A 19,992-nucleotide genomic window follows, 5' to 3' on the forward strand; every position below is an offset into this window, starting at 1 on the left:
GAGGGGAGGGGCCTTCCGGGTTCGACGACGGTGAGCAGCGCCCGTGCGGGGTGCGGCGCCGGATCTTTTTCAGGACGCGGTGGCCCGGCGCGGGGCTGCCGGCGTCAACAAGGAGCGGATCATGAACCAAGAGGTCATGAACCTTTTCAACCAGCAGGCCACGCCGGTCAGCTTCGATCAGATCAAGATCTCGATCTCGTCCCCGGAGAAGATCCTCTCCTGGTCGTACGGCGAGATCAAGAAGCCCGAGACCATCAACTACCGGACCTTCAAGCCCGAGCGCGACGGCCTGTTCTGCGCGCGCATCTTCGGGCCGATCAAGGACTACGAGTGCTTGTGCGGCAAGTACAAGCGCATGAAGTACAAGGGCGTCATCTGTGAGAAGTGCGGCGTCGAGGTCACCCTCGCGCGCGTCCGGCGCGACCGCATGGGCCATATCGAGCTGGCCGCCCCCGTCGCGCATATCTGGTTCCTGAAGTCGCTGCCCTCGCGCATCGGCCTGCTGCTCGACATGGCCCTTAAGGACCTCGAGCGGATCCTGTACTTCGAGTCCTACTGCGTCATCGAGCCGGGCCTCACCCCCCTGAAGGAGCGTCAGCTCCTGTCGGAGGAGGAGTACCTGCGCGCCCAGGAGGAGTACGGCGAGGACTCGTTCACCGCCATGATCGGCGCCGAGGCCATCCGGCGCATCCTGCAGGAACTCGACCTCGACAAGATCGCCAACGATCTGCGCGAGGAGATCGCGGTCACGACGTCGGAGCTGAAGCCCAAGAAGCTCCTGAAGCGGCTCAAGATCATCGAGGCCTTCCAGATGTCCGGCAACAAGCCGGAATGGATGATCCTCACGGTCGTCCCGGTGATCCCGCCGGACCTGCGCCCGCTGGTCCCGCTGGACGGCGGCCGCTTCGCGACCTCCGACCTCAACGACCTGTACCGCCGCGTCATCAACCGCAACAACCGCCTGAAGCGGCTGATCGAGCTGCGCGCGCCCGACATCATCATCCGCAACGAGAAGCGGATGCTGCAGGAGGCGGTCGACGCCCTGTTCGACAACGGCCGCCGCGGCCGCGTCATCACGGGCGCCAACAAGCGTCCGCTGAAGTCGCTCGCCGACATGCTGAAGGGCAAGCAGGGCCGGTTCCGCCAGAACCTGCTCGGCAAGCGCGTCGATTATTCAGGCCGCTCGGTCATCGTGGTCGGCCCGGAGCTGAAGCTGCACCAGTGCGGTCTGCCCAAGAAGATGGCGCTGGAGCTGTTCAAGCCGTTCATCTACGCGCGCCTCGACGCCAAGGGCTTTTCGGCCACCGTCAAGCAGGCCAAGAAGCTGGTCGAAAAGGAGAAGCCGGAGGTCTGGGACATCCTCGATGAGGTGATCCGCGAGCACCCGGTGATGCTGAACCGCGCGCCGACGCTGCACCGCCTCGGCATCCAGGCCTTCGAGCCGAAGCTGATCGAGGGCAAGGCGATCCAGCTGCACCCGCTGGTCTGCGCCGCGTTCAACGCCGACTTCGACGGCGACCAGATGGCCGTGCACGTCCCGCTGTCGCTCGAGGCGCAGCTGGAAGCGCGCGTCCTCATGATGTCGACCAACAACATCCTGCACCCGGCCAACGGTCAGCCGATCATCGTGCCGTCGCAGGACATCGTGCTCGGCCTCTACTACCTGTCGATCGTGGCCGAGGGCATGCCGGGCGAGTTCAAGGCGGACAACGCCAAGAACCCGATGCAGGGCGTCTACGGCGACATGGGCGAGCTGGAGCACGCCCTGGCCGCCAAGGCCGTGTCGCTGCACACCAAGATCAAGTGGCGCTGGACCGGCATCGGCCCGGACAATCAGCCCCTGACCAAGACCTACGAGACCACGCCTGGCCGGGTGATCCTGTCCGGTGCCCTGCCGAAGCACGCCAAGGTGCCCTTCGAGGTCGTCAACAAGTTGATGACCAAGAAGGAGATCTCGGCGATGATCGACACCGTCTACCGCCACTGCGGTCAGAAGGAGTCGGTGATCTTCTGTGACCGGATCATGGCGCTCGGCTTCAACCACGCGTTCAAGGCCGGCATCTCGTTCGGCAAGGACGACATGGTCGTGCCGGAGAACAAGTGGTCGATCGTCGACACGACCCGCGCGCTCGTGAAGGATTACGAGCAGCAGTACAACGACGGCCTGATCACGCAGGGCGAGAAGTACAACAAGGTGGTGGATGCCTGGGCCAAGTGCTCGGACAAGCTGGCCGCCGAGATGATGGGCCGCATCTCCGCGGTCCAGAAGGACGAGCACGGCGCCGACAAGCAGATCAACTCGATCTACATGATGAGCCACTCCGGCGCCCGTGGTTCGCCCGCCCAGATGAAGCAGCTCGCGGCGATGCGCGGCCTCATGGCCAAGCCGTCGGGCGAGATCATCGAGACCCCGATCATCTCGAACTTCAAGGAAGGCCTGGACGTTCTGGAGTACTTCAACTCCACGCACGGTGCCCGTAAGGGCCTGGCCGACACCGCCCTGAAGACCGCCAACTCCGGCTACCTGACCCGCCGTCTCGTCGACGTGGCGCAGGATGCAGTCATCCGCGAGGTGGATTGCGGCACGACCAACGGCATCAAGATGCGCGCCATCGTGGATGCCGGTCAGGTCGTGGCGACGCTGGCCACCCGCATCCTGGGCCGCGCCACGGCCGAGGATCTCGTGGCCGCGGACGGCACGGTGATCGTCAAGACCGGCGAGACCATCGAGGAGCGGCACCTGCCGGCGATCAACACCGCCGGCATCCAGGAGGTGAAGATCCGCTCGGTGCTGGTCTGCGCCACCAAGAGCGGCGTCTGCGCCACCTGCTACGGGCGCGACCTCGCCCGCGGCACGCCCGTCAACATGGGCGAGGCCGTCGGCGTCATCGCGGCGCAGTCGATCGGCGAGCCGGGCACGCAGCTCACGATGCGCACCTTCCACATCGGTGGTGCGGCCCAGATCGCCGACTCGTCCTTCATCGAGTCGAGCTTCGAAGGCACGATCAAGATCCGCAACCGCGCCGTCGCCAAGAACACGGACGGGGACCTGATCGCCACCGGCCGCAACGTGGCGGTCGTGATCGTGGGGTCGGACGGCGTCGAGCGGGCGGTCCACCGCCTGCAATACGGCGCCAAGCTCCGGGTCGACGAGGGTGACAAGATCAAGCGCGGGCAGCGGATCGCCGAGTGGGATCCCTACACCCGTCCGATCCTCACCGAAGTCGACGGCCTCGTGGCCTACGAGGATCTGGTCGACGGCCAGTCCATGACCGAGACCACCGACGAGTCGACCGGCATCGCCAAGCGCGTCGTCGTCGACTGGCGCGGCTCGGCCCGGACCTCGGACCTGAAGCCCGCGATGGTCGTGGTCGATCGGGAGGGCAAGGCGCTCAAGCTGCCGCGCGGCTCGGACGCCCGCTACTTCCTGCCGGTCGACGCCATCATCGGCTTCGATCCGGGCGCGACGGTCAAGGCCGGCGACATCCTGGCCCGCGTCTCGACCGACTCGGCCAAGACCCGCGACATCACCGGCGGTCTGCCGCGGGTGGCGGAGCTGTTCGAGGCACGGCGCCCGAAGGACGCGGCGATCATCGCCGAGAAGTCGGGCACCATCGCGTTCGGCCGCGACTACAAGAACAAGCGTCGGCTCACGCTGACGCCGCATGACGGCTCGGAGGCGGTCGAGTACCTGATCCCGAAGGGCAAGCACATCCACCTGCAGGACGGGGACGTGGTGGAGCTCGGCGACTACATCGTCGACGGAAACCCGGCTCCGCACGACATCCTGGCGATCAAGGGCGTCGAGGAACTCGCCGCCTACCTCGTCAACGAGATCCAGGAGGTCTACCGGCTGCAGGGCGTGTCGATCAACGACAAGCACATCGAGGTGATCGTCCGTCAGATGCTGCAGAAGGTCGAGGTGACCGATGGCGGCGACTCGGACATCCTCTCGGGCGACCAGATCGACCGGACGGAGCTGACCGAGTTCAACGAGAAGCTGCTCGCCGAGGGCAAGAAGCCGATCCAGGGCGTTCCGGTCCTGCTCGGTATTACCAAGGCGTCGCTGCAGACGAAGTCGTTCATCTCGGCGGCCTCGTTCCAGGAGACCACCCGCGTCCTCACCGAGGCGGCGGTCAACGGCAAGGTCGACACCCTGGAAGGCCTGAAGGAGAACGTGATCGTCGGATCGCTGATCCCGGCCGGCACCGGGTCGATGGTGGCGGATATCCGCTCCATCGCCCGCCGCCGCGACGCGATGATCCTGCAGCAGAAGCAGACCGAGAGCGGCGCGATGCCGGTCGAGGAGCTTCCGCCCGCCGCCGAATAAGGCGACAGGCAGGATTGAGAGAGACAAGGGCGGCCTTCGGGCCGCCCTTTTTCGTGGCCGCTCTCCAAACCGGGACGCCGGCACGGCGACCGACTTAACCGAGGCTCAACCATGCCGCGCGATAAATCCTGAGCGGCCCCAGAAACACCCTGGAAACGGGGAGGATCGGGCCGGTTCGGGTGCGTGAGTGCGGGTCTGGCGTCGTGGGCACGAGACGAGGACGGGAATCGAGCCTGCGCTGGCTCTCGGCGGCGATGACGCCCTGGATGGTCGGGCTCGGCCTGCTGGTGTCGTTCACGGCCGATGCCGGCACGGAGAACGCCATCGGGGCGAGCCGGCTCGGGGTGATCGATGCCGAGACCGTTCCGCCCCTGCCGCCCGGCACCCTGCTGATCGGATCCGCCCTGCGCCGCCTCGGTGACGAGCCGCCCCAGACGGTGTTCAAGACCGGTGCGCACGTCTTCCCGGTGGTGCAGCGGGGCGGCAAGGGCAACCCCACCCGGCCGCCGGCCGAGAGCTTCGCCCGCCGGGCCGCCAACCTCCGGGAGCCCGGCGGCGCCCTGGTGTTCGGCGACGTCACCGGCAGCGTCTCCGGCGTGCTGACGCAGGGGGCTGCGGTCTGGGATCCGGATTCCGAGCCGGAGGCCGGTTTCGTCCCCGTGCCCGATCTCGGCCTGACCACCGGCGCCGGCACGGCCGCCTCCACGGGCGAAGGCACGGCCGACCTCACCGCGGATGGCGGGCCCGAGCGCTTCGACGGCTCGACCCCGCCGGTGCCCCGTGCCATCGCCCTCTCGTCCACCACGCCGGCGCCCGCGGACGCGATCCCCGTGGAGATCGCCGCGGCGAGTCTCGCGCTCCCCGATTTCGCGATCCGCACGGAGCGCCCGGACAGCGCCCAGCCGGTGCCCGAGGATGCGCGCCGGCGCTACGCCGACCTGATCGACCCGAACGCCCTCGACAAGGAGCAGCGCTGCCTCTCCGAGGCGGTCTATTTCGAGGCCCGGAGCGAGCCGGAGGCCGGCCAGGCCGCCGTCGCCCAGGTGGTGCTCAACCGCGTGAAGAGCGGCCTCTACCCGGCGAGCGTCTGCGGCGTCGTCTACCAGAACCGGCACCACTACATGGGCTGCCAGTTCTCCTTCGCCTGCGAGGGCAAGTCCCTGCGCATCACCGATGCCGGCGCCTGGGAATCGGCGACCCGCATCGCCCGCTCGGTGATCGAGGGCCGGACCTACCTCGCCGAGGTCGGCGCCGCGACCCACTACCACGCCGACTACGTCCGTCCGGGCTGGGCGCGCCGCCTGCGCAAGATGGACGTGATCGGCCGGCACATCTTCTACCAGCTCCGGGCGGGTCAGACCTGAGGCGGCTCTGGCCTGACTTCGTAAGAGAGACTGTGGAAAATTCGAACAATGCTACCTAGGTAGGCGACGACTAAGCAGTCGAAACCAAGGGTTAATTTTACCTTCGTTCCCGATAATGCTTGCGCGCCGGGCAACGAGTCTGGCCTCTGGTACGTCGAGACGAGCGCCGCTTGCGCGCCGCTTCTCGTTGTAATGCGTATCAGAGGACTTCCATGACCGCGCCGGTCGCTCGCACCGCTCTCCTGGCCGCCGCCCTCGGCGGCGTTCTCCTTGCCGCACCCGCCCAGGCCGGCGGCTGTTACGGCTCCGAATGCTACCGCCACGTCGTCACGCCGCCGGTCTACGACACCGTGCAGGAGAACGTGCTGGTCCGTCCGCCCCGCACGGTCTACCGGACCACGCCGCCGGTCTACGATACGGTGTCCGAGCGCGTGATGGTCTCGCCGGGTGGCCGCTACTGGCAGACGAGCCGCGGTCCCGGCGGTGAGTTGATCGGCTGCTGGGTCACCACGCCGCCGCGCTTCGCCGTGCGCACGCGGACCGTGCTGGTCCGTCCGGCGCAATCGATCCCCGAGACGATCCCGCCGGAATACGCCAGCGTCAGCCGCCGGGTCCTCGTGGCGCCCGCCCGGGCCGGCTGGGTGCCGGTCGGCGGCGGCTACGGTTACCGCCCGGCCTCTTACGGTGGCCCGCTGGTCGGCTCGATCCCGGACGCCGTCGGCATCACCGGGGCCAGTTCTTCGGATATCGGCGTCGGGCTCGGCTTCTACACGGGCAGCCGGTACGAGGGGTACTGATCCGGCCGCGAAGGCTTGATTCCGGACGTCCCGGCGACACCTCACCGCGCAACACGGGAGGTGACGATGGGGACGTTCAAGGCCTGGGTGGTCGAGAAGAACGAGGCCGGCCAGAGCCTCGCCTTCAAGGACTTCGACGACGCCGACCTGATGGACGGCGACGTCACCGTGCGGGTGACGCACTCGACCCTGAACTACAAGGATGGCCTCGCCCTCACCGGCACGTCGCCGGTGGTGCGCCGCTTCCCGATGATCCCCGGCATCGATTTCTCGGGGATCGTCGAGACGTCGGACCATCCCGAATACAAGCCGGGCGACGCGGTGGTGCTCACCGGCTGGGGCGTCGGCGAGACGCATCTCGGCGCCTACGCCCAGCGCGCCCGGGTGAAGGGCGACTGGCTGGTGCCGCTACCCCAGGGACTCACGCCCGAGCAGGCCATGGCGGTGGGCACCGCCGGCTACACGGCGATGCTGTGCTGCATGGCCCTCGAGGCCCACGGCGTGACGCCGGAGCACGGCCCGGTCATCGTCACCGGCGCCTCCGGGGGCGTCGGCTCGGTCGCCGTGGCCCTCCTCGCACGGGCGGGCTGGCACGTCATCGCCTCCACGGGCCGGGACGGCGAATCCGACTACCTGAAGGGCCTCGGCGCTGCGGAGATCCTCGACCGGGCCGAGTTGTCGAAGCCCGGCAAGCCGCTCGGCAAGGAGCGCTGGGCCGCGGGGGTCGATGCGGTCGGCTCCACGACGCTCGCCAACGTGCTGGCCATGACCAAGGCGGACGGCGCCGTCGCCGCCTGCGGGCTGGCGCAGGGCATGGATCTGCCGACCTCGGTGGCGCCGTTCATCCTCCGCGGCGTCTCGCTGCTCGGCATCAACAGCGTCACCACCCCACAGCCGAAGCGTCGCGAGGCCTGGGCGCGGCTCGCCCGGGATCTCGATCTGGGCAAGCTCGCCGCCATGACGAGCCGTGTCCCCCTGGAGGAAGTCGGCCGGCTCGGCGCGGAGATCCTGGCCGGGAAGGTGCGCGGGCGGATCGTGGTGGAGGTGGATCGGGCGGGCGGTCCTCGCTGATCCTCGGGGGTTTGGCCAACCCGTCCCGGCATCGGGCTGGACCGGAATTTCGCCGCGCCCCCGGAACCTTTGCCGTGCATCGCATGTTGATGTTTTCATGAGCGTTGCATTCGTCAAAGAGCCCGAGGGTGGAGAAGCGTTCGAGAATCTGCCGGATCGGCCGATCTCGCCGCACACGAATTTCGTGACGCCGGAAGGCCTCGCGCAGATCGAGGCCGAAGTCGCCCGCCTTGAGAAGGAAGTCGCCTCGCTGGATCCTGCCGACAAGGCGGAGGATTCCCGCATCGGGCGCGACCTGCGCTACTGGGCGGCCCGGAAGAACACCGCGCAGCTCGTCGAGCCCAAGGCCGGCGACACGGTTCAGTTCGGCTCCACCGTCACGGTGGTCCGGGAGGACGAGTCCGGCAAGGAGACCCGCCAGACCTTCCGGATCGTCGGCGAGGACGAAGCCGATCCGCACAAGGGTTCGATCTCCTACGTGGCGCCGCTCGCCCGGGCGATCACCGGCAAGACGATCGGTGACGTGGTCGAGGTGAACGGCAATGAGGTCGAGGTGGCAGAGATCCGCTGAGCCGGTTCAGCGGCCTTCGAAGCGCGGTCGCAGGGGCAACAGCGCCTCGGCAATATGTTCCATGAAGACCCGGACCCGTGCCGCGTGGCGCAGGTCCGGATGCGTCAGGATCCAGAGATCCGCCCCCAGCTCCGGATGCGGCCCGGACAGGCGTTGCAGTGCCGGATTGACGTCGGCGGTGAAGCAGGGGAGCGGACCGATCCCCAGGCCGGCCTGCACGGCCGCCTCCAGGCCGATCACCGCGTTGAGCCGGAGGCGGATGTGGTCGGGCGGCACCCGCGCCTCCACGAAGCGCATGAACGAGCCCCCTGCCACCAGCGGTCCCGGACTGATCCACGCCTCCCGGGCGAGGTCGCCATAGGCGCGGTCGGCCCGGCCGTAGACCCCCCACGCCGTGACTGCGAGACGCCGCCCGACCAGAGTCTCGCTCGGCTCGCGGCTGATCCGGATCGCGACGTCGGCATCCCGGCGCGACAGGTTGAGCGTCGCCTCGGCGAGGATCAGCTCGATCCGGATGTCGGGGTACCGCTCCGTGAAGCTCGCGAGCATCGGCATCAGCAGCTCTGCGGCGAAGCCGGCCGGCGCGGTCACCCGCAATTCGCCGGACGGGGTTTCGCCCTGGCCGGCGACCACGCGGGTGAACCGCGCCACGTCCGCCTCGATCCGCGCGGCCGCCGCGATCATCGCCTGTCCGGCGGGGGTCGGCACGTAGCCCGTGCGCAGCCGCTCGAACAGGCGCGTATCGAGCTTCGCCTCCAGGGCCGCGAGGCGTCGGAACGCCGTCGAGTGGTTGATGCCGAGATCCGCCGCCGCCGCGGTCAGGCCGCCGCGGTCGGCCACGGCCTTTGCGAACCGAAACTCGTCCCAGTCGAGCGCCACACCCGGGTCCTTGCGTCTGCGCAAGATCACTCTTGCATGGTGGGGCATTCTTGCAAGGCGCCAAATGCGCGATGGAGGGGCACGACGCTGGCCGACGATTCGGCCGCCCGACACACAGGAGAGACCCGTCCATGGCCAAGGTTCTGGTGCTGTACTACTCGACCTACGGTCACGTCGAGCAGATGGCCTACGCGGTCGCCGAGGGGGCCCGCGAGACGGGGGCCGAGGTCGTCGTGAAGCGCGTGCCGGAGCTGGTCCCGGAGGAGGTCGCCCGGCAGGGCCATTTCAAGCTCGATCAGGCGGCCCCGATCGCCACCGTGGACGAACTGGCGCAGTACGACGCCATCATCTTCGGCACGCCGACCCGCTACGGCAACATGGCGTCGCAGATGAAGCAGTTCATCGACCAGACCGGCGGGCTCTGGATGAAGGGCGCGCTGGTCGGCAAGGTCGGCTCCGTCTTCACCTCGACGGCCTCGCAGCATGGCGGCCAGGAGACGACGCTGACGAGCTTCCACACGGTGCTGTTCCACCACGGCATGGTGGTGGTCGGCCTGCCCTACAGCTTCCAGGGCCAGGGCGGTGTCGAGGCGGTCAAGGGCGGAACGCCCTACGGAGCCAGCACGATCGCGGATGGTGACGGATCCCGCCAGCCGAGCGCCGTGGAACTGGAGGGGGCCCGCTTTCAGGGTCGCCATGTGGCCGGCATTGCCGCCAAGCTGGCCCGAGACTGAGAAGGCAAGAAAAAAGGCTCGGATTGCTCCGAGCCTGAAAGGAAAAAGGCCATTGGGGGCTGAGAAGGCCTTCGTGATCAATAAACGGATCAGGCCGACATCTGTTCCGCTGCCGGCAAAAATTTCTGCGCCGTCAGCGAGGCGCGGCGGCCCGGGCGAGGCGGTCGCGGATCGCCTCGCCGAGGCCGTCTTCCGGAATCGGCACCACCGCGATGGTGCCGGCCCCTGAGGCATCGAGGTCGCGCAGGGCGCCGAACAGGCGGGCCGCGGCCTCCGCGGGATCGCCCGACGGGCTCAGGTTGAGGCTGGCCCGCGCGGTTTCGTGACCGGCCGGGCGCTCGGCGCCGAACAGCAGCACCGCCTCGCCGGGCTCGATCCGCACCGCATCCAGGCGGACCCGCGCCCGGGGCGCGTAATGCGAGGCGAGCATGCCGGGGCCCGCCGGCCTGTCGGCGTCGGCCGCCTCCGGAGATGCCGGATCGAGGCCGAGCACGTCCCGGAGCGCCGCCCGCGTGATGCCGCCCGGCCGCAGCAGCCGCGGCGCGCCGCCGAGGCAGGCCACCACCGTCGACTCGACGCCCACCATCGTGTCGCCACCGTCGAGCACCGCGGCGATCCGCCCGGCGAGATCGTCGAGGACATGGGCGGCCCGGGTCGGGCTCACGCGCCCGGAGCGGTTGGCCGAGGGCGCCGCCACCGGACGGCCGACTTCCGCGAGGAGCGCCTGGGCGAGCGGGTGCGCCGGCACCCGCAGGGCGAGGCTCGGCAGGCCGGCGCGGGCGAGGTCGCAGACCCGTGTGCCCGGATGGGCCGGGACGACCAGGGTCAGGGGACCCGGCCAGAAAGCCGTGGCGAGGCGGCGGGCCTGCGCGTCGAAGACCCCCTCCGCCAGGGCCGCGTCCGCATCGGCCAGATGCGAGATCAGCGGGTTGAAGCGCGGCCGATCCTTGGCGGCGAAAATGCCCGCCACCGCGGCGGCATCGGTCGCGTCCGCCCCGAGCCCGTAGACCGTCTCGGTGGGGAAGGCGACGAGGCGCCCCGCCCGCAGAAGCGCGGCGGCCTCCGCGATGCCGGCCGCGTCGGGAGGAAGCCGGCGGGTCGCGGTCGGACCCGTTGACCCGGGATCATTCATGCGGGAAGCCGTCTCTGAGGTCATGGCGATGCGAGCCCCGCGCGCCTATCCTCGCCCCGCCCTAGCGCCGGTGCGCGGGCGCGGTCAAACCCGCCCCGGATCGAACGAGCGGGCGGGCCGCAACACGGGAGGATCGTATGAGTTACCGCGCCCCGGTCCCCGAGATGCTCTTCACCCTCCGGCACGTGGCCGGGCTCGATTCCGTCGATCCGGACGACGCCGAGGCGATCCTGAGCGAGGCCGGGCGGATCGCCGCCGGCGTGATCGCGCCGCTCAACCGGGTCGGCGACCGGCACGGCACCCCCTTCGCGGAGGGGCGGGTCACCACGCCGCCCGGCTGGCGCGAGGCCTACCGCACCTTCACGGAGGGCGGCTGGAACGGGCTCTCGGCCGAGGCCGACCATGGCGGCCAGGGCCTGCCGAAGCTGATCGAGGCCGCCTGCACCGAGATGTGGAACGGCGCCAACCTCGCCTTCGGCCTCTGCCCGCTCCTGACCCAGGGCGGCATCGAGGCGCTCGCGGCCCACGGCTCCGAAGATCTGAAGGCGCGCTATCTCGAGAAGCTGGTCTCGGGCGAATGGCCCGCCACGATGAACCTGACCGAGCCGCAGGCGGGCTCCGACCTCGCCCTGCTGCGCACCCGGGCCGAACCTGCGGGCGACGGCACCTACCGGATCACCGGGTCCAAGATCTACATCACCTACGGCGAGCACGATCTCGCCGACAACATCGTCCACCTCGTCCTGGCCCGGCTGCCCGACGCGCCCGCCGGCACGCGGGGCATCTCCCTGTTCCTGGTGCCGAAGGTGCTGCCGGACGGGACCCGCAACGACCTGCGCTGCTCCGGCATCGAGCACAAGCTCGGCATCCACGCCTCGCCGACCTGCTCCATGGCCTTCGGCGACGATGGCGGCGCCACCGGCTGGCTGATCGGCCAGGAGAACAAGGGCCTCGCCTGCATGTTCACGATGATGAACGCGGCGCGGCTCAACGTCGGCCTGCAGGGCGTCGGCGTGGCCGAGGCCGCGACCCAGCGGGCGCTCGCCTACGCGCAAGAGCGGCGCCAGGGTAAGGCCATCGGGGCCGACGAGGCGACGAGCCCGATCGTGGCGCATCCGGACGTGCAGCGGATGCTGCTGACCATGAAGGCGTACACGGCCGCGGCACGCGCCATCTGCTACCTCACCGCCGCCGCCCTCGACGCGTCGAAGGGCCCGGAGGGGCAACCCGCCCTGGACCGCGCCTCGCTTCTGACGCCGGTGGCGAAGGCCTTCGCGACGGACCTCGCCAACGAGGTGACCTCGCTCGGCGTGCAGGTCCATGGCGGCATGGGCTTCGTCGAGGAGACCGGGGCGGCGCAGCTCATGCGCGACGCCCGCATCCTCGGCATCTACGAGGGCACCAACGGCATCCAGGCGATCGACCTCACCGCACGCAAGCTGCCGCTGAACGGCGGCGCCACGGCCCGGTCGCAGATCGCCTGGATGCGCCGGGCGGCCGAGGGCCTGCTCAAGGCCGGCGATCCCGCCTTCGGCCACATGGCGGCACGGCTGCGCGACGGGATCGGCAGCCTCGACCGGGCCACGAGCCACCAGCTCGCCGCGCTGAGCTCCAACCGCCCCGAGGCGGCGCTGGCGGGCGCGACGCCGTATCTGCGCCTGTTCGGCCTGACGCTCGGGGGCGCCTGCCTCGCCCGCATCGCGCTCGCCGCCAGCGCCGCCCTGAAGGCCGGCGAGACCGATCCGGCGCAGGCCGCCCGCATCGCGCTCGCCCGGTTCTACGCCGAGAACCTGCTCACCGCGGCCGGCGGCCTGGAGCAGACCGTCGTGGCGGGGGGCGCCTTCACGGACGACGCCACCCTGGCGCTGGCGGTTTGAGGAGCGGATTATGGCCGAACCCGTCGCGATCGACGACCTCTCGGGCGGCGTCCGCCTGATCACCCTGAACCGCCCGGAGAAGAAGAACGCGCTCACCGGCGCCATGTACGACGCGATGCGTGCAGCTCTGGTCGAGGCCGACGCCTCGGACCGGATCGGCGCCGTGGTCTTCGCCGGGCAGCCCGGCATGTTCAGCGCCGGCAACGACCTCGCCGACTTCATGGGCCAGTCCTCCGGGGATCGTGCCGGGGACGGGTTCAGCGCCTCGCCGGCGCTGGCCTTCATCCGCCAGCTCGCCCGCACCCGAACCCCGATGGTGGCGGCGGTCGACGGGATCGCGGTGGGCATCGGCGCGACGCTCTGCCTGCATTGCGACCTCGTCTATGCGAGCCCGGCGGCGCGGCTGCGCATGCCCTTCGTCGAACTCGGCCTCGTGCCGGAGGCGGCCTCGAGCTACCTGCTGCCCCTGCGGGTCGGGCGCCTCCGGGCGACCGAGCTGCTGCTCCTGTCCCGGCCGCTCGAGGCCGACGAGGCGCAGGCGCTCGGCCTCGTCAACGCGGTGCTGCCGGCCGACATGCTGGTGGAGCAGGCGGTCGCGCAGGCGGCGCGCCTCGCCGCCCTGCCGCGCGGGGCGCTGGCGGCAACCCGGGCGCTGATCCGGGGTGATCAGGCGCAGGTCGAGGCCGCCCTCGAAGCGGAGGCCAAGGCCTTCGACGCGCAGCTGCGCTCGCCCGAATCCCAGGAGCGGCTCGCCGCCTTCCTCAACCGCACCAAGCCCGTCTCGGCGTGAGCCCGCCCGACCTCTCCCGGAAGATCTGCCTCGTGGCGGGCGCGTCGCGGGGCGTCGGCCGGGGGCTCGCCCGCGCGCTGGGAGAGGCCGGGGCCACGGTGATCGTCACGGCGCGCTCCAGCGAGACCGGCCCGCGCACCGAGATGCGCCCGGAGGCGATCGAGGACACCGCCCGCATGGTCGACGCGGCCGGCGGGCGGGGTCACCATTACCTCTGCGATCACCGCTCCGAGCGCGCCACCGACGCGCTGGTCCACTGGACCCTGCGCCGGTTCGGTCGGATCGACGTCGTGGCCTGCAGCGTGTGGAGCGGCAACGAGGGCTATGACGGCGAGCGCTACCCGGACGGGGCCGGATGGGGCACGCCGTTCTGGCGCCGCTCGGCCGAGCCGTATCTCGGGCTGCTCGAAGCCGGGCCACTGCCGGCCCTGCTGCTCGCCCGCGCGGTCGCCCCCGCCCTGGTGGCGGCGCGGACCGGGTTGCTGGCGCTCGTCTCCTTCGGGACCGAGGATTACCTCGGTGACGTGTTCTATGATTCCGCCAAGGCCGCCACCAACCGGCTGACCCTGGCCTTCGCCCGCGAACTCGCGCCCCACGGCGTCACCGCCCTCGGCCTCTCACCGGGCTTCGTCGCCACCGAGCGGGCGCGCGATCTCGGCCAGGAGGTGCACGCCACCGAGAGCCCGCTCTATGCCGGCCGGGCGCTGGCGGCGCTGGCGGCAGATCCGGATATCGCCGCCCGGGCCGGTGCGGTGCTGCATGCCGGCGACCTCGCCCGGATCTACGGCTTCACGGACGCCGACGGGACGCAGCCGGAGCGGTTCCGGGTCGGGCCGTGACGGGGCCTTGTCGGGCGTGTCGTGGAACCGGCGCACGCTCCCGACGGACGGGCCAAACGAGCCTCAACGCTCCCCGGCGGGGCGATTTTCGGCGTTCGGTCCGGCGTCCTGTCGGGATTGGCGGTGCCGATTGCTGCGGGAGCGAAAAACGGCCTTAATTGACCCGCAGGTCAGGGGGCGATCCTGCACCCGGTTCCGTCTGGAGCCGGCGGGGCCGGGTATGTGTGGACGAGGGAAACTGGCATGTCGGAAGCGAACACGGCCCCGCGCGTGCTGATGGTGTTCCCGAAGTTCTACGAAAACTCCATGTGGAACTTCAAAGAGGCCATGGAGCTGCAGGGCGCCCGCGCGCCCGCGCCGCCGCTCGGCCTCATCACGCTGGCCGCGATGCTGCCGCCGGCCTGGCAGGTGTCGCTCGTCAACCGCAATTGCGAGGAGCTGACCGACGAGCAGATCCGCGCCGCCGACCTCGTGATGACCGGCGGCATGCTCCCCCAGGAGCCGGATTGCCTCGTGGTCATCGACCGCTGCGTGGCGCTCGGCACCCCGGTCTGCGTGGGCGGCCCCGCGCCGACCTCGACGCCCGAGGTCTACGACAAGGCCGACTTCCTGGTGCTGGGCGAGGCCGAGGGCATCCTCGACAAGTTCGTGGCCGCCTGGGAGGCCGGCGAGCGCCGCGGCCGGCTCACGGCCGAGAAGTTCAAGGCCGACGTCACCACGAGCCCGATCCCGCGCTTCGACCTGCTGACCTTCAGCCACTACCTCTACATCGGCGTCCAGTTCTCCCGCGGCTGCCCGTTCACCTGCGAGTTCTGCGACATCATCGAGCTCTACGGCCGCGCCCCGCGGACCAAGACCACGCCGCAGATGCTGGCGGAGCTCGACCGGCTCTACGGCCTCGGCTACCGCGGCCATGTCGATTTCGTCGACGACAACCTGATCGGCAACAAGAAGGCCATCAAGCTGTTCCTGCCGCACCTGATCAAGTGGCAGGAGGATCACGGCTACCCGTTCAAGTTCTCCACCGAGGCCTCGCTGAACCTCGCGGACGACGACGAGCTGCTCGGGATGATGCGGGACGCGAACTTCTTCGCCCTGTTCACCGGGATCGAGACGCCCGACGAGGCGACGCTGATCCAGACGCAGAAGAAGCAGAACACCAAGCGTTCGATCGCCGACAGCGTGCACAAGCTCTACGAGCACGGCATGTTCGTCACGGCCGGCTTCATCGTCGGCTTCGACACCGAGAAGGACAGCATCAGCAAGGCGATGTCGCTGTGCATCAGCCAGACCGGCATCCCGATCGCCATGGTCGGCCTGCTCTTCGCGCTGCCGAACACGCAGCTCTCGCGCCGCCTGCGCAAGGAGGGCCGCCTCTACGAGAACTACGCGGCGACCACGGCCGACCAGGGCGACCAGTGCACGCAGGGCATCAACTTCGTGACCCTGCGCCCGCAGCGCGACGTGCTGGCCGATTACCGCGACGTCCTCCAGGAGATCTACGACCCGCCGAACTTCTTCGACCGGGTCCGGGTGGTCGCGCGGCAGGTGAAGCGGCCGAAATTCGCCGCTCAGAAGCTGAACTGGCGCCACATCGCCCACGATCTCTATTCGCTGCTGCGCGTGTGCTGGCGGATGACCGTGCGCCGTCCCGAGCTCGCCAAGCACTTCTGGAGCGTGTTCCTGGAGACCGCCCGGCGCAATCCGGCCGCCCTGGAGGCGGTGGTCACCAACATGGTGATCTACCTGCACGTCTACCCGTTCTCGCGCTACGTCATCCGCGAGATCAACAGCCGGATCGCGGACCTCGACGCCGGCCGCTGGGTGCAGCCGCCGGTCCTGGCCCCCGAGGCTGAGACCTGCAAGGCGCCGCCCGTGGGTAAGGTTGTGGCGCGGGCCGAGGTGAAGCACCTGGCTGCGGTGGCGTGACGGGGCGTCGGTTCGGGTCATCCGACCCGCGCCCTCGTCCCGAGGTGCCGGAGCGCAGCTTTGGTCTCGAAGAAGACCGCCACCGGGCGGCGCGCTTCCGGGAGGCCGCCTTCCAGGCCCGCTGCGCGGTCACCTCAGGATAAGGTCCGTGGATCGGGCCCGTGCGGCGCCCTTGCCGCCGTCCCCCGTAAACCTTAGCTGATCCCGCGCGAGGCCACGTCCTCCCTCCGGTTAACGGGGCACAAGTCCGGGACGGCCCGGCCCTTTCAGGAGGGCCGCCATGGCCTGGATCTTTCTCGTCATCGCGGGCGTTCTCGAGGTCGTCTGGGCCTACGCGATGAAGCAGTCGGACGGCTTCACGCGCTTCTGGCCGACCGCGATCATGGCCGTGTCGATGGCCGGCAGTGTCGGCTTCCTGGCGCTGGCGATGCGCACGTTGCCCCTGGGAACCGCCTACACGATCTGGACCGGCATCGGCGCGGTCGGCGCCTTCCTGGTCGGCATCGCCGTGCTCGGCGAGCAGGCGAGCGCCAGCCGGATCCTCGCGGCCGGCCTGATCGGGTCCGGGCTCGTCCTGATGAAGCTTTCGAGCCCCGGCTGAGCGTCAGGCCGCGCGCACGGTGTGCAGGAAGCCGTCGATCTCCCGCCGCAGCTCGGCGGTCTCTTCCGAGAGGCTTGTCGCCGAGGCGAGCATCCGTGTGGCGGCCGAGCCCGTGTCGTCGGCCGCCCGCGCCACTGCGTCGATCGTCCCGGTGACCGCGCCGGTTCCGGATGCGGCCTCGGCGACGTTCCTGGCGATCTCCCGGGTCGCCGCGCCCTGCTGCTCGACGGCGGCCGCGATCGAGGTCGCCACGCCGTCGATCTCGCGGATGCGGGATGCGATGCCGTCGATGGCGTCCACGGTCTGTCCGGTGGCGCCCTGGATCCGGCCGACCTGACCGGCAATCTCCTCGGTGGCCTTGGCGGTCTGGGCGGCGAGCTGCTTCACCTCGCTGGCGACCACCGCGAAGCCGCGTCCCGCGTCGCCGGCGCGGGCCGCCTCGATCGTGGCGTTGAGCGCCAGCAGGTTCGTCTGGCCTGCAATGTCGGTGATGAGGCGCACGACATCGCCGATCCGGCCCGCCGCCGTGCTCAAGTCCTGTACGAGGCCGGCGGTGGCGCCGGCCTGGACCACCGCGCTCCGGGCGAGTTCGGCAGACCCGTCCACCTGGCGGCCGATCTCCTGCACCGAGGCGCCGAGTTCCTCCGCGGCCGCCGCGACGGTGCCGACATGCTGGGCGGCCTCCTGCGCGGCCCCCGCCACCGTGGCCGAGCGCTCGGCCGTGTGCGTGGCCGTGCTGGTCATCGCCTCGGCCTCGGCCCGCAGGCCGAGGGCGGCGTCCGCCACCCGCGTCAGCACGCCGCCGACCGCGGCCTCGAAGGACTCGGCCATGGCGTGAACGGCCCGCCGGCGCTGCGCCTCGGCGCCCTCCCGGGCCTGGGCCGTCTCCCGCTCCAGGGCGCGGGTGTGGATCAGGTTGTCCTTGAAGACCTGTACGGCCGCCGCCATCGCGCCGATCTCGTCGCGGCGCCCGGTGTGCGGGACTGGCACGCTCTCGTCGCCCTGGGCGAGGCGGCCCATCGCCCCGGTCATGCGCTCGATCGGGCGCGCGATCCCGAACAGGGCGAACAGCATCGCGGCGGCGGCGACCACGAGGCCCACCACGGTGGCGGCCATCGCGATCAGCTTGGCGCGCGTCGCCGCCTGCACGGTCACGGCGACATTGGCCGCGGTCTGTGCCCGGGCAGAGGCGATGGACTCGGTCAGGCTCGCCACCGCGGCATCGTTCTGCGCACCCGTCGCGGGGTCCAGCACCAGCGCGAGCGCGCCCGGCTGATCGCCTGCGATCATCAGCTCGACCACCTGTAGCTGCACGTTCTGGTAGGCGTTCCAGGCGGTGGTGAAGCGCTCGTAGATCTCCCGGTCCTGGGAACCCGTCAGGCGCTCCTGGTAAGCCTGACGGAGGCCGGAAAGCTCGCCGAGGGTGTCGGTCAGCGCGGTCTGGTTCTTGTCCAGGGCTGCAGCGTCGGGCGAGGCCACCACCAGCCGGTAGAGCCGCAGGCGGGCGTCCCGCACGGCCGTCCCGATGGCCTCGGCCTGGTTCTGCGTGGGCAGGGCCTGCTGGGAGATCGCCGCGGCGTTGCGCTCGATCTCCGACAGGCTCACGACACTGGCGATTCCCTGGCCGACGGCGGCGAGGGCAAGCAGGCCGATCGCACCGGCGAGAACCGTCTTGAGGGAGAAACGCATGGGAGGTTCCGTCATCGCGGCCATGCCGCGCCTAAAGGTCTCACCATACTCCCGCAGAGACCTTAATATTTTTCCGGTCCTGGAGCAGACTTCGCCGTTAAAGCCACTTCTTCCAGCGAAAGAAAAAGTAAGGGAATACCGCTGCGACGACCATCATGACCAGCGCCATCGGGTATCCGAATGAGAAATCTAGTTCGGGTATGGCTTTAAAATTCATGCCATAGATCGACGCGATCAGCGTCGGCGGCATGAAGACGACCGCCATGACCGAGAACAGCTTGATGATGTTGTTCTGTTCAAGATTGACAAGACCGAGTGTTGCGTCGAGCAAAAATTGAATTTTCGTGGACAGGAAGGTGGCATGCTCCTCGAGGGATTGCAGATCCCGCAGGGTGGAGCGGACATCCTCGCGCAGATCGCGCGGGGCCTTGTTGGTCCGGTAGGTCGCCGACAGCGAGAGCAGAATACGCTCCATGGAGACGAGGCTCTCCCGCTGCTTGGAGATGAGATCGCCGTGCCGGCCGAGGGCGCGTAACGTGTCCTGGAGGGCGGTGTTGCGGGCGGACGGATCCTCCTGCACTTCGAAGATCTTGCCCGACAGGCGGTCGATGCGTTCGCCCTGGAGCTGGAGCACGTCGGCGGCCCGGTCGATCACCGCCTCGATCAGCCCGGCCAGGATGGTCTCGCCCGAGGTGGCCGACGCGCTGCCGTTGCCCATCGAGCGCCCGGCGCGCTGCGTGTACATGCGGAAGGCCTGCGGCTCCTCGTGGCGCACGGTGACGAGCCGGTTGCCGCGCAGGATGAAGGTGATGCCGGCGAGCCCCGGCTCCTCGGCATCGCTGACCTTCGAGAGCACGCGCCCGGTCATGTAGCGGGCGCCGTCTTCCACGTAGAGCAGCTCCGAGGGCTCGATGTCCTTCATCTCCTCGCGGGTCGGCACCTCGATGCCGGCGAAGGCCTCGACCTTCAGCTCCTCCTCGCGGCTCGGGCGGATCAGGTCGAGCCAGACGGTGTCTTCGGGGATCGTGTCCTGGAGATCGATGACGCGGCGTTCAAGCAGCGTGGCCCCGGCGCCGATGGCGGGCTGGTGGATGAAGATCACGAGCAGGTCTCGGATACGGATCGGTCACGGGACAGCGCAGGGCCGCAGCCCGCATCCGGCACCGCGACGATCGATGCAAGCTGTGCCGGGGATGTGGCGCTGTTTTCTGACGCTTCCGTGACATCGCGGCCCAATCCCTCGGAACAGCTCGGGGTCGGTCGCTGCGGGGCCGGTCGCCGCCTCGCCGAGGGCCTTGGCGTCGAAAGGGCGCTGAATAGGAGTGACGGAGCGGTCGCGCGCCGTCTCATGGATCGTCTCATGGACCGCCGCGGGCGCGACCGGTCGCT

Annotated in this window: 15 protein-coding genes; 11 read left to right on the forward strand and 4 right to left on the reverse strand. The window is 69.8% G+C overall.

What is annotated here, in order from left to right:
* The first annotated feature begins 121 nt into the window (after nucleotides 1-121).
* The 5 genes from rpoC (at nucleotide 122) to greA (ending at nucleotide 8,133) form a co-directional block, all read left to right on the forward strand.
* A complete protein-coding gene (gene rpoC / locus A3862_RS12515) occupies nucleotides 122-4,330 on the forward strand; it encodes a DNA-directed RNA polymerase subunit beta' (protein ID WP_043761427.1) in 4,209 nt (1,402 codons plus the stop codon).
* A 266-nt stretch (nucleotides 4,331-4,596) separates the two neighbouring features.
* The gene (locus tag A3862_RS12520) at nucleotides 4,597-5,694 is read left to right on the forward strand and encodes a cell wall hydrolase (protein ID WP_043761425.1); all 1,098 of its coding nucleotides are present in this window, start codon (nucleotides 4,597-4,599) and stop codon (nucleotides 5,692-5,694) included.
* Between the two features lie 212 nt (nucleotides 5,695-5,906).
* Entirely contained in the window at nucleotides 5,907-6,491 is a 585-nt protein-coding gene (locus tag A3862_RS12525) for a hypothetical protein (RefSeq protein WP_043348296.1), read from the forward strand.
* Nucleotides 6,492-6,557: 66 nt separating this feature from the next.
* On the forward strand, nucleotides 6,558-7,562 hold the full coding sequence (acuI, locus tag A3862_RS12530; protein ID WP_043348299.1) for an acrylyl-CoA reductase (NADPH): 1,005 nt from the start codon (nucleotides 6,558-6,560) through the stop codon (nucleotides 7,560-7,562).
* A gap of 97 nt (nucleotides 7,563-7,659) precedes the next feature.
* Complete coding sequence (greA, locus tag A3862_RS12535) at nucleotides 7,660-8,133, forward strand: transcription elongation factor GreA (protein WP_043759113.1); 474 nt, start codon at nucleotides 7,660-7,662, stop codon at nucleotides 8,131-8,133.
* A gap of 6 nt (nucleotides 8,134-8,139) precedes the next feature.
* Here greA and A3862_RS12540 read toward each other — a convergent pair whose 3' ends face one another.
* Nucleotides 8,140-9,012 carry a LysR family transcriptional regulator gene (locus tag A3862_RS12540; RefSeq protein ID WP_111473622.1) on the reverse strand — a complete coding sequence of 291 codons (873 nt, stop codon included), beginning with the start codon at nucleotides 9,010-9,012 and terminating at the stop codon, nucleotides 8,140-8,142.
* Between the two features lie 131 nt (nucleotides 9,013-9,143).
* Between A3862_RS12540 and wrbA the strand changes: the two genes are divergently transcribed.
* Nucleotides 9,144-9,746 carry an NAD(P)H:quinone oxidoreductase gene (wrbA, locus tag A3862_RS12545; RefSeq protein ID WP_043759111.1) on the forward strand — a complete coding sequence of 201 codons (603 nt, stop codon included), beginning with the start codon at nucleotides 9,144-9,146 and terminating at the stop codon, nucleotides 9,744-9,746.
* Nucleotides 9,747-9,879: 133 nt separating this feature from the next.
* Here the strand turns inward: wrbA and A3862_RS12550 are convergent, their stop codons facing one another.
* The gene (locus A3862_RS12550) at nucleotides 9,880-10,878 is read right to left on the reverse strand and encodes an L-threonylcarbamoyladenylate synthase (protein ID WP_043761423.1); all 999 of its coding nucleotides are present in this window, start codon (nucleotides 10,876-10,878) and stop codon (nucleotides 9,880-9,882) included.
* Between the two features lie 137 nt (nucleotides 10,879-11,015).
* Here A3862_RS12550 and A3862_RS12555 point away from each other — a divergent pair, with 137 nt between their 5' ends.
* From A3862_RS12555 to A3862_RS12575, 5 genes are all read left to right on the forward strand, one after another.
* Nucleotides 11,016-12,755, forward strand: a complete 1,740-nt coding sequence (locus tag A3862_RS12555) for an acyl-CoA dehydrogenase (RefSeq protein WP_043759110.1) — start codon at nucleotides 11,016-11,018, stop codon at nucleotides 12,753-12,755.
* Between the two features lie 10 nt (nucleotides 12,756-12,765).
* Nucleotides 12,766-13,545, forward strand: a complete 780-nt coding sequence (locus A3862_RS12560) for an enoyl-CoA hydratase-related protein (RefSeq protein WP_043348311.1) — start codon at nucleotides 12,766-12,768, stop codon at nucleotides 13,543-13,545.
* Between the two features lie 32 nt (nucleotides 13,546-13,577).
* Nucleotides 13,578-14,384, forward strand: coding sequence for an SDR family NAD(P)-dependent oxidoreductase (locus tag A3862_RS12565; RefSeq protein ID WP_043348313.1), 807 nt, complete (start codon nucleotides 13,578-13,580; stop codon nucleotides 14,382-14,384).
* Between the two features lie 243 nt (nucleotides 14,385-14,627).
* Nucleotides 14,628-16,313: a B12-binding domain-containing radical SAM protein gene (locus A3862_RS12570; RefSeq protein ID WP_043348316.1), complete on the forward strand. Its 1,686-nt coding sequence runs from the start codon at nucleotides 14,628-14,630 to the stop codon at nucleotides 16,311-16,313.
* Between the two features lie 280 nt (nucleotides 16,314-16,593).
* Complete coding sequence (locus tag A3862_RS12575; RefSeq protein ID WP_043759109.1) at nucleotides 16,594-16,914, forward strand: DMT family transporter; 321 nt, start codon at nucleotides 16,594-16,596, stop codon at nucleotides 16,912-16,914.
* Nucleotides 16,915-16,917: 3 nt separating this feature from the next.
* On the opposite strand, the gene A3862_RS12580 is transcribed toward A3862_RS12575, so the two are convergent.
* Together A3862_RS12580 and A3862_RS12585 are read right to left on the reverse strand one after the other, a co-directional pair.
* A complete protein-coding gene (locus A3862_RS12580) occupies nucleotides 16,918-18,603 on the reverse strand; it encodes a methyl-accepting chemotaxis protein (protein ID WP_111473623.1) in 1,686 nt (561 codons plus the stop codon).
* A 97-nt stretch (nucleotides 18,604-18,700) separates the two neighbouring features.
* Nucleotides 18,701-19,705, reverse strand: a complete 1,005-nt coding sequence (locus tag A3862_RS12585; protein ID WP_043348324.1) for a magnesium transporter CorA family protein — start codon at nucleotides 19,703-19,705, stop codon at nucleotides 18,701-18,703.
* Between the last annotated feature and the right edge of the window lie 287 nt (nucleotides 19,706-19,992).

Source organism: Methylobacterium sp. XJLW (assembly GCF_003254375.1).
Taxonomy (GTDB): Bacteria; Pseudomonadota; Alphaproteobacteria; order Rhizobiales; family Beijerinckiaceae; genus Methylobacterium; species Methylobacterium fujisawaense.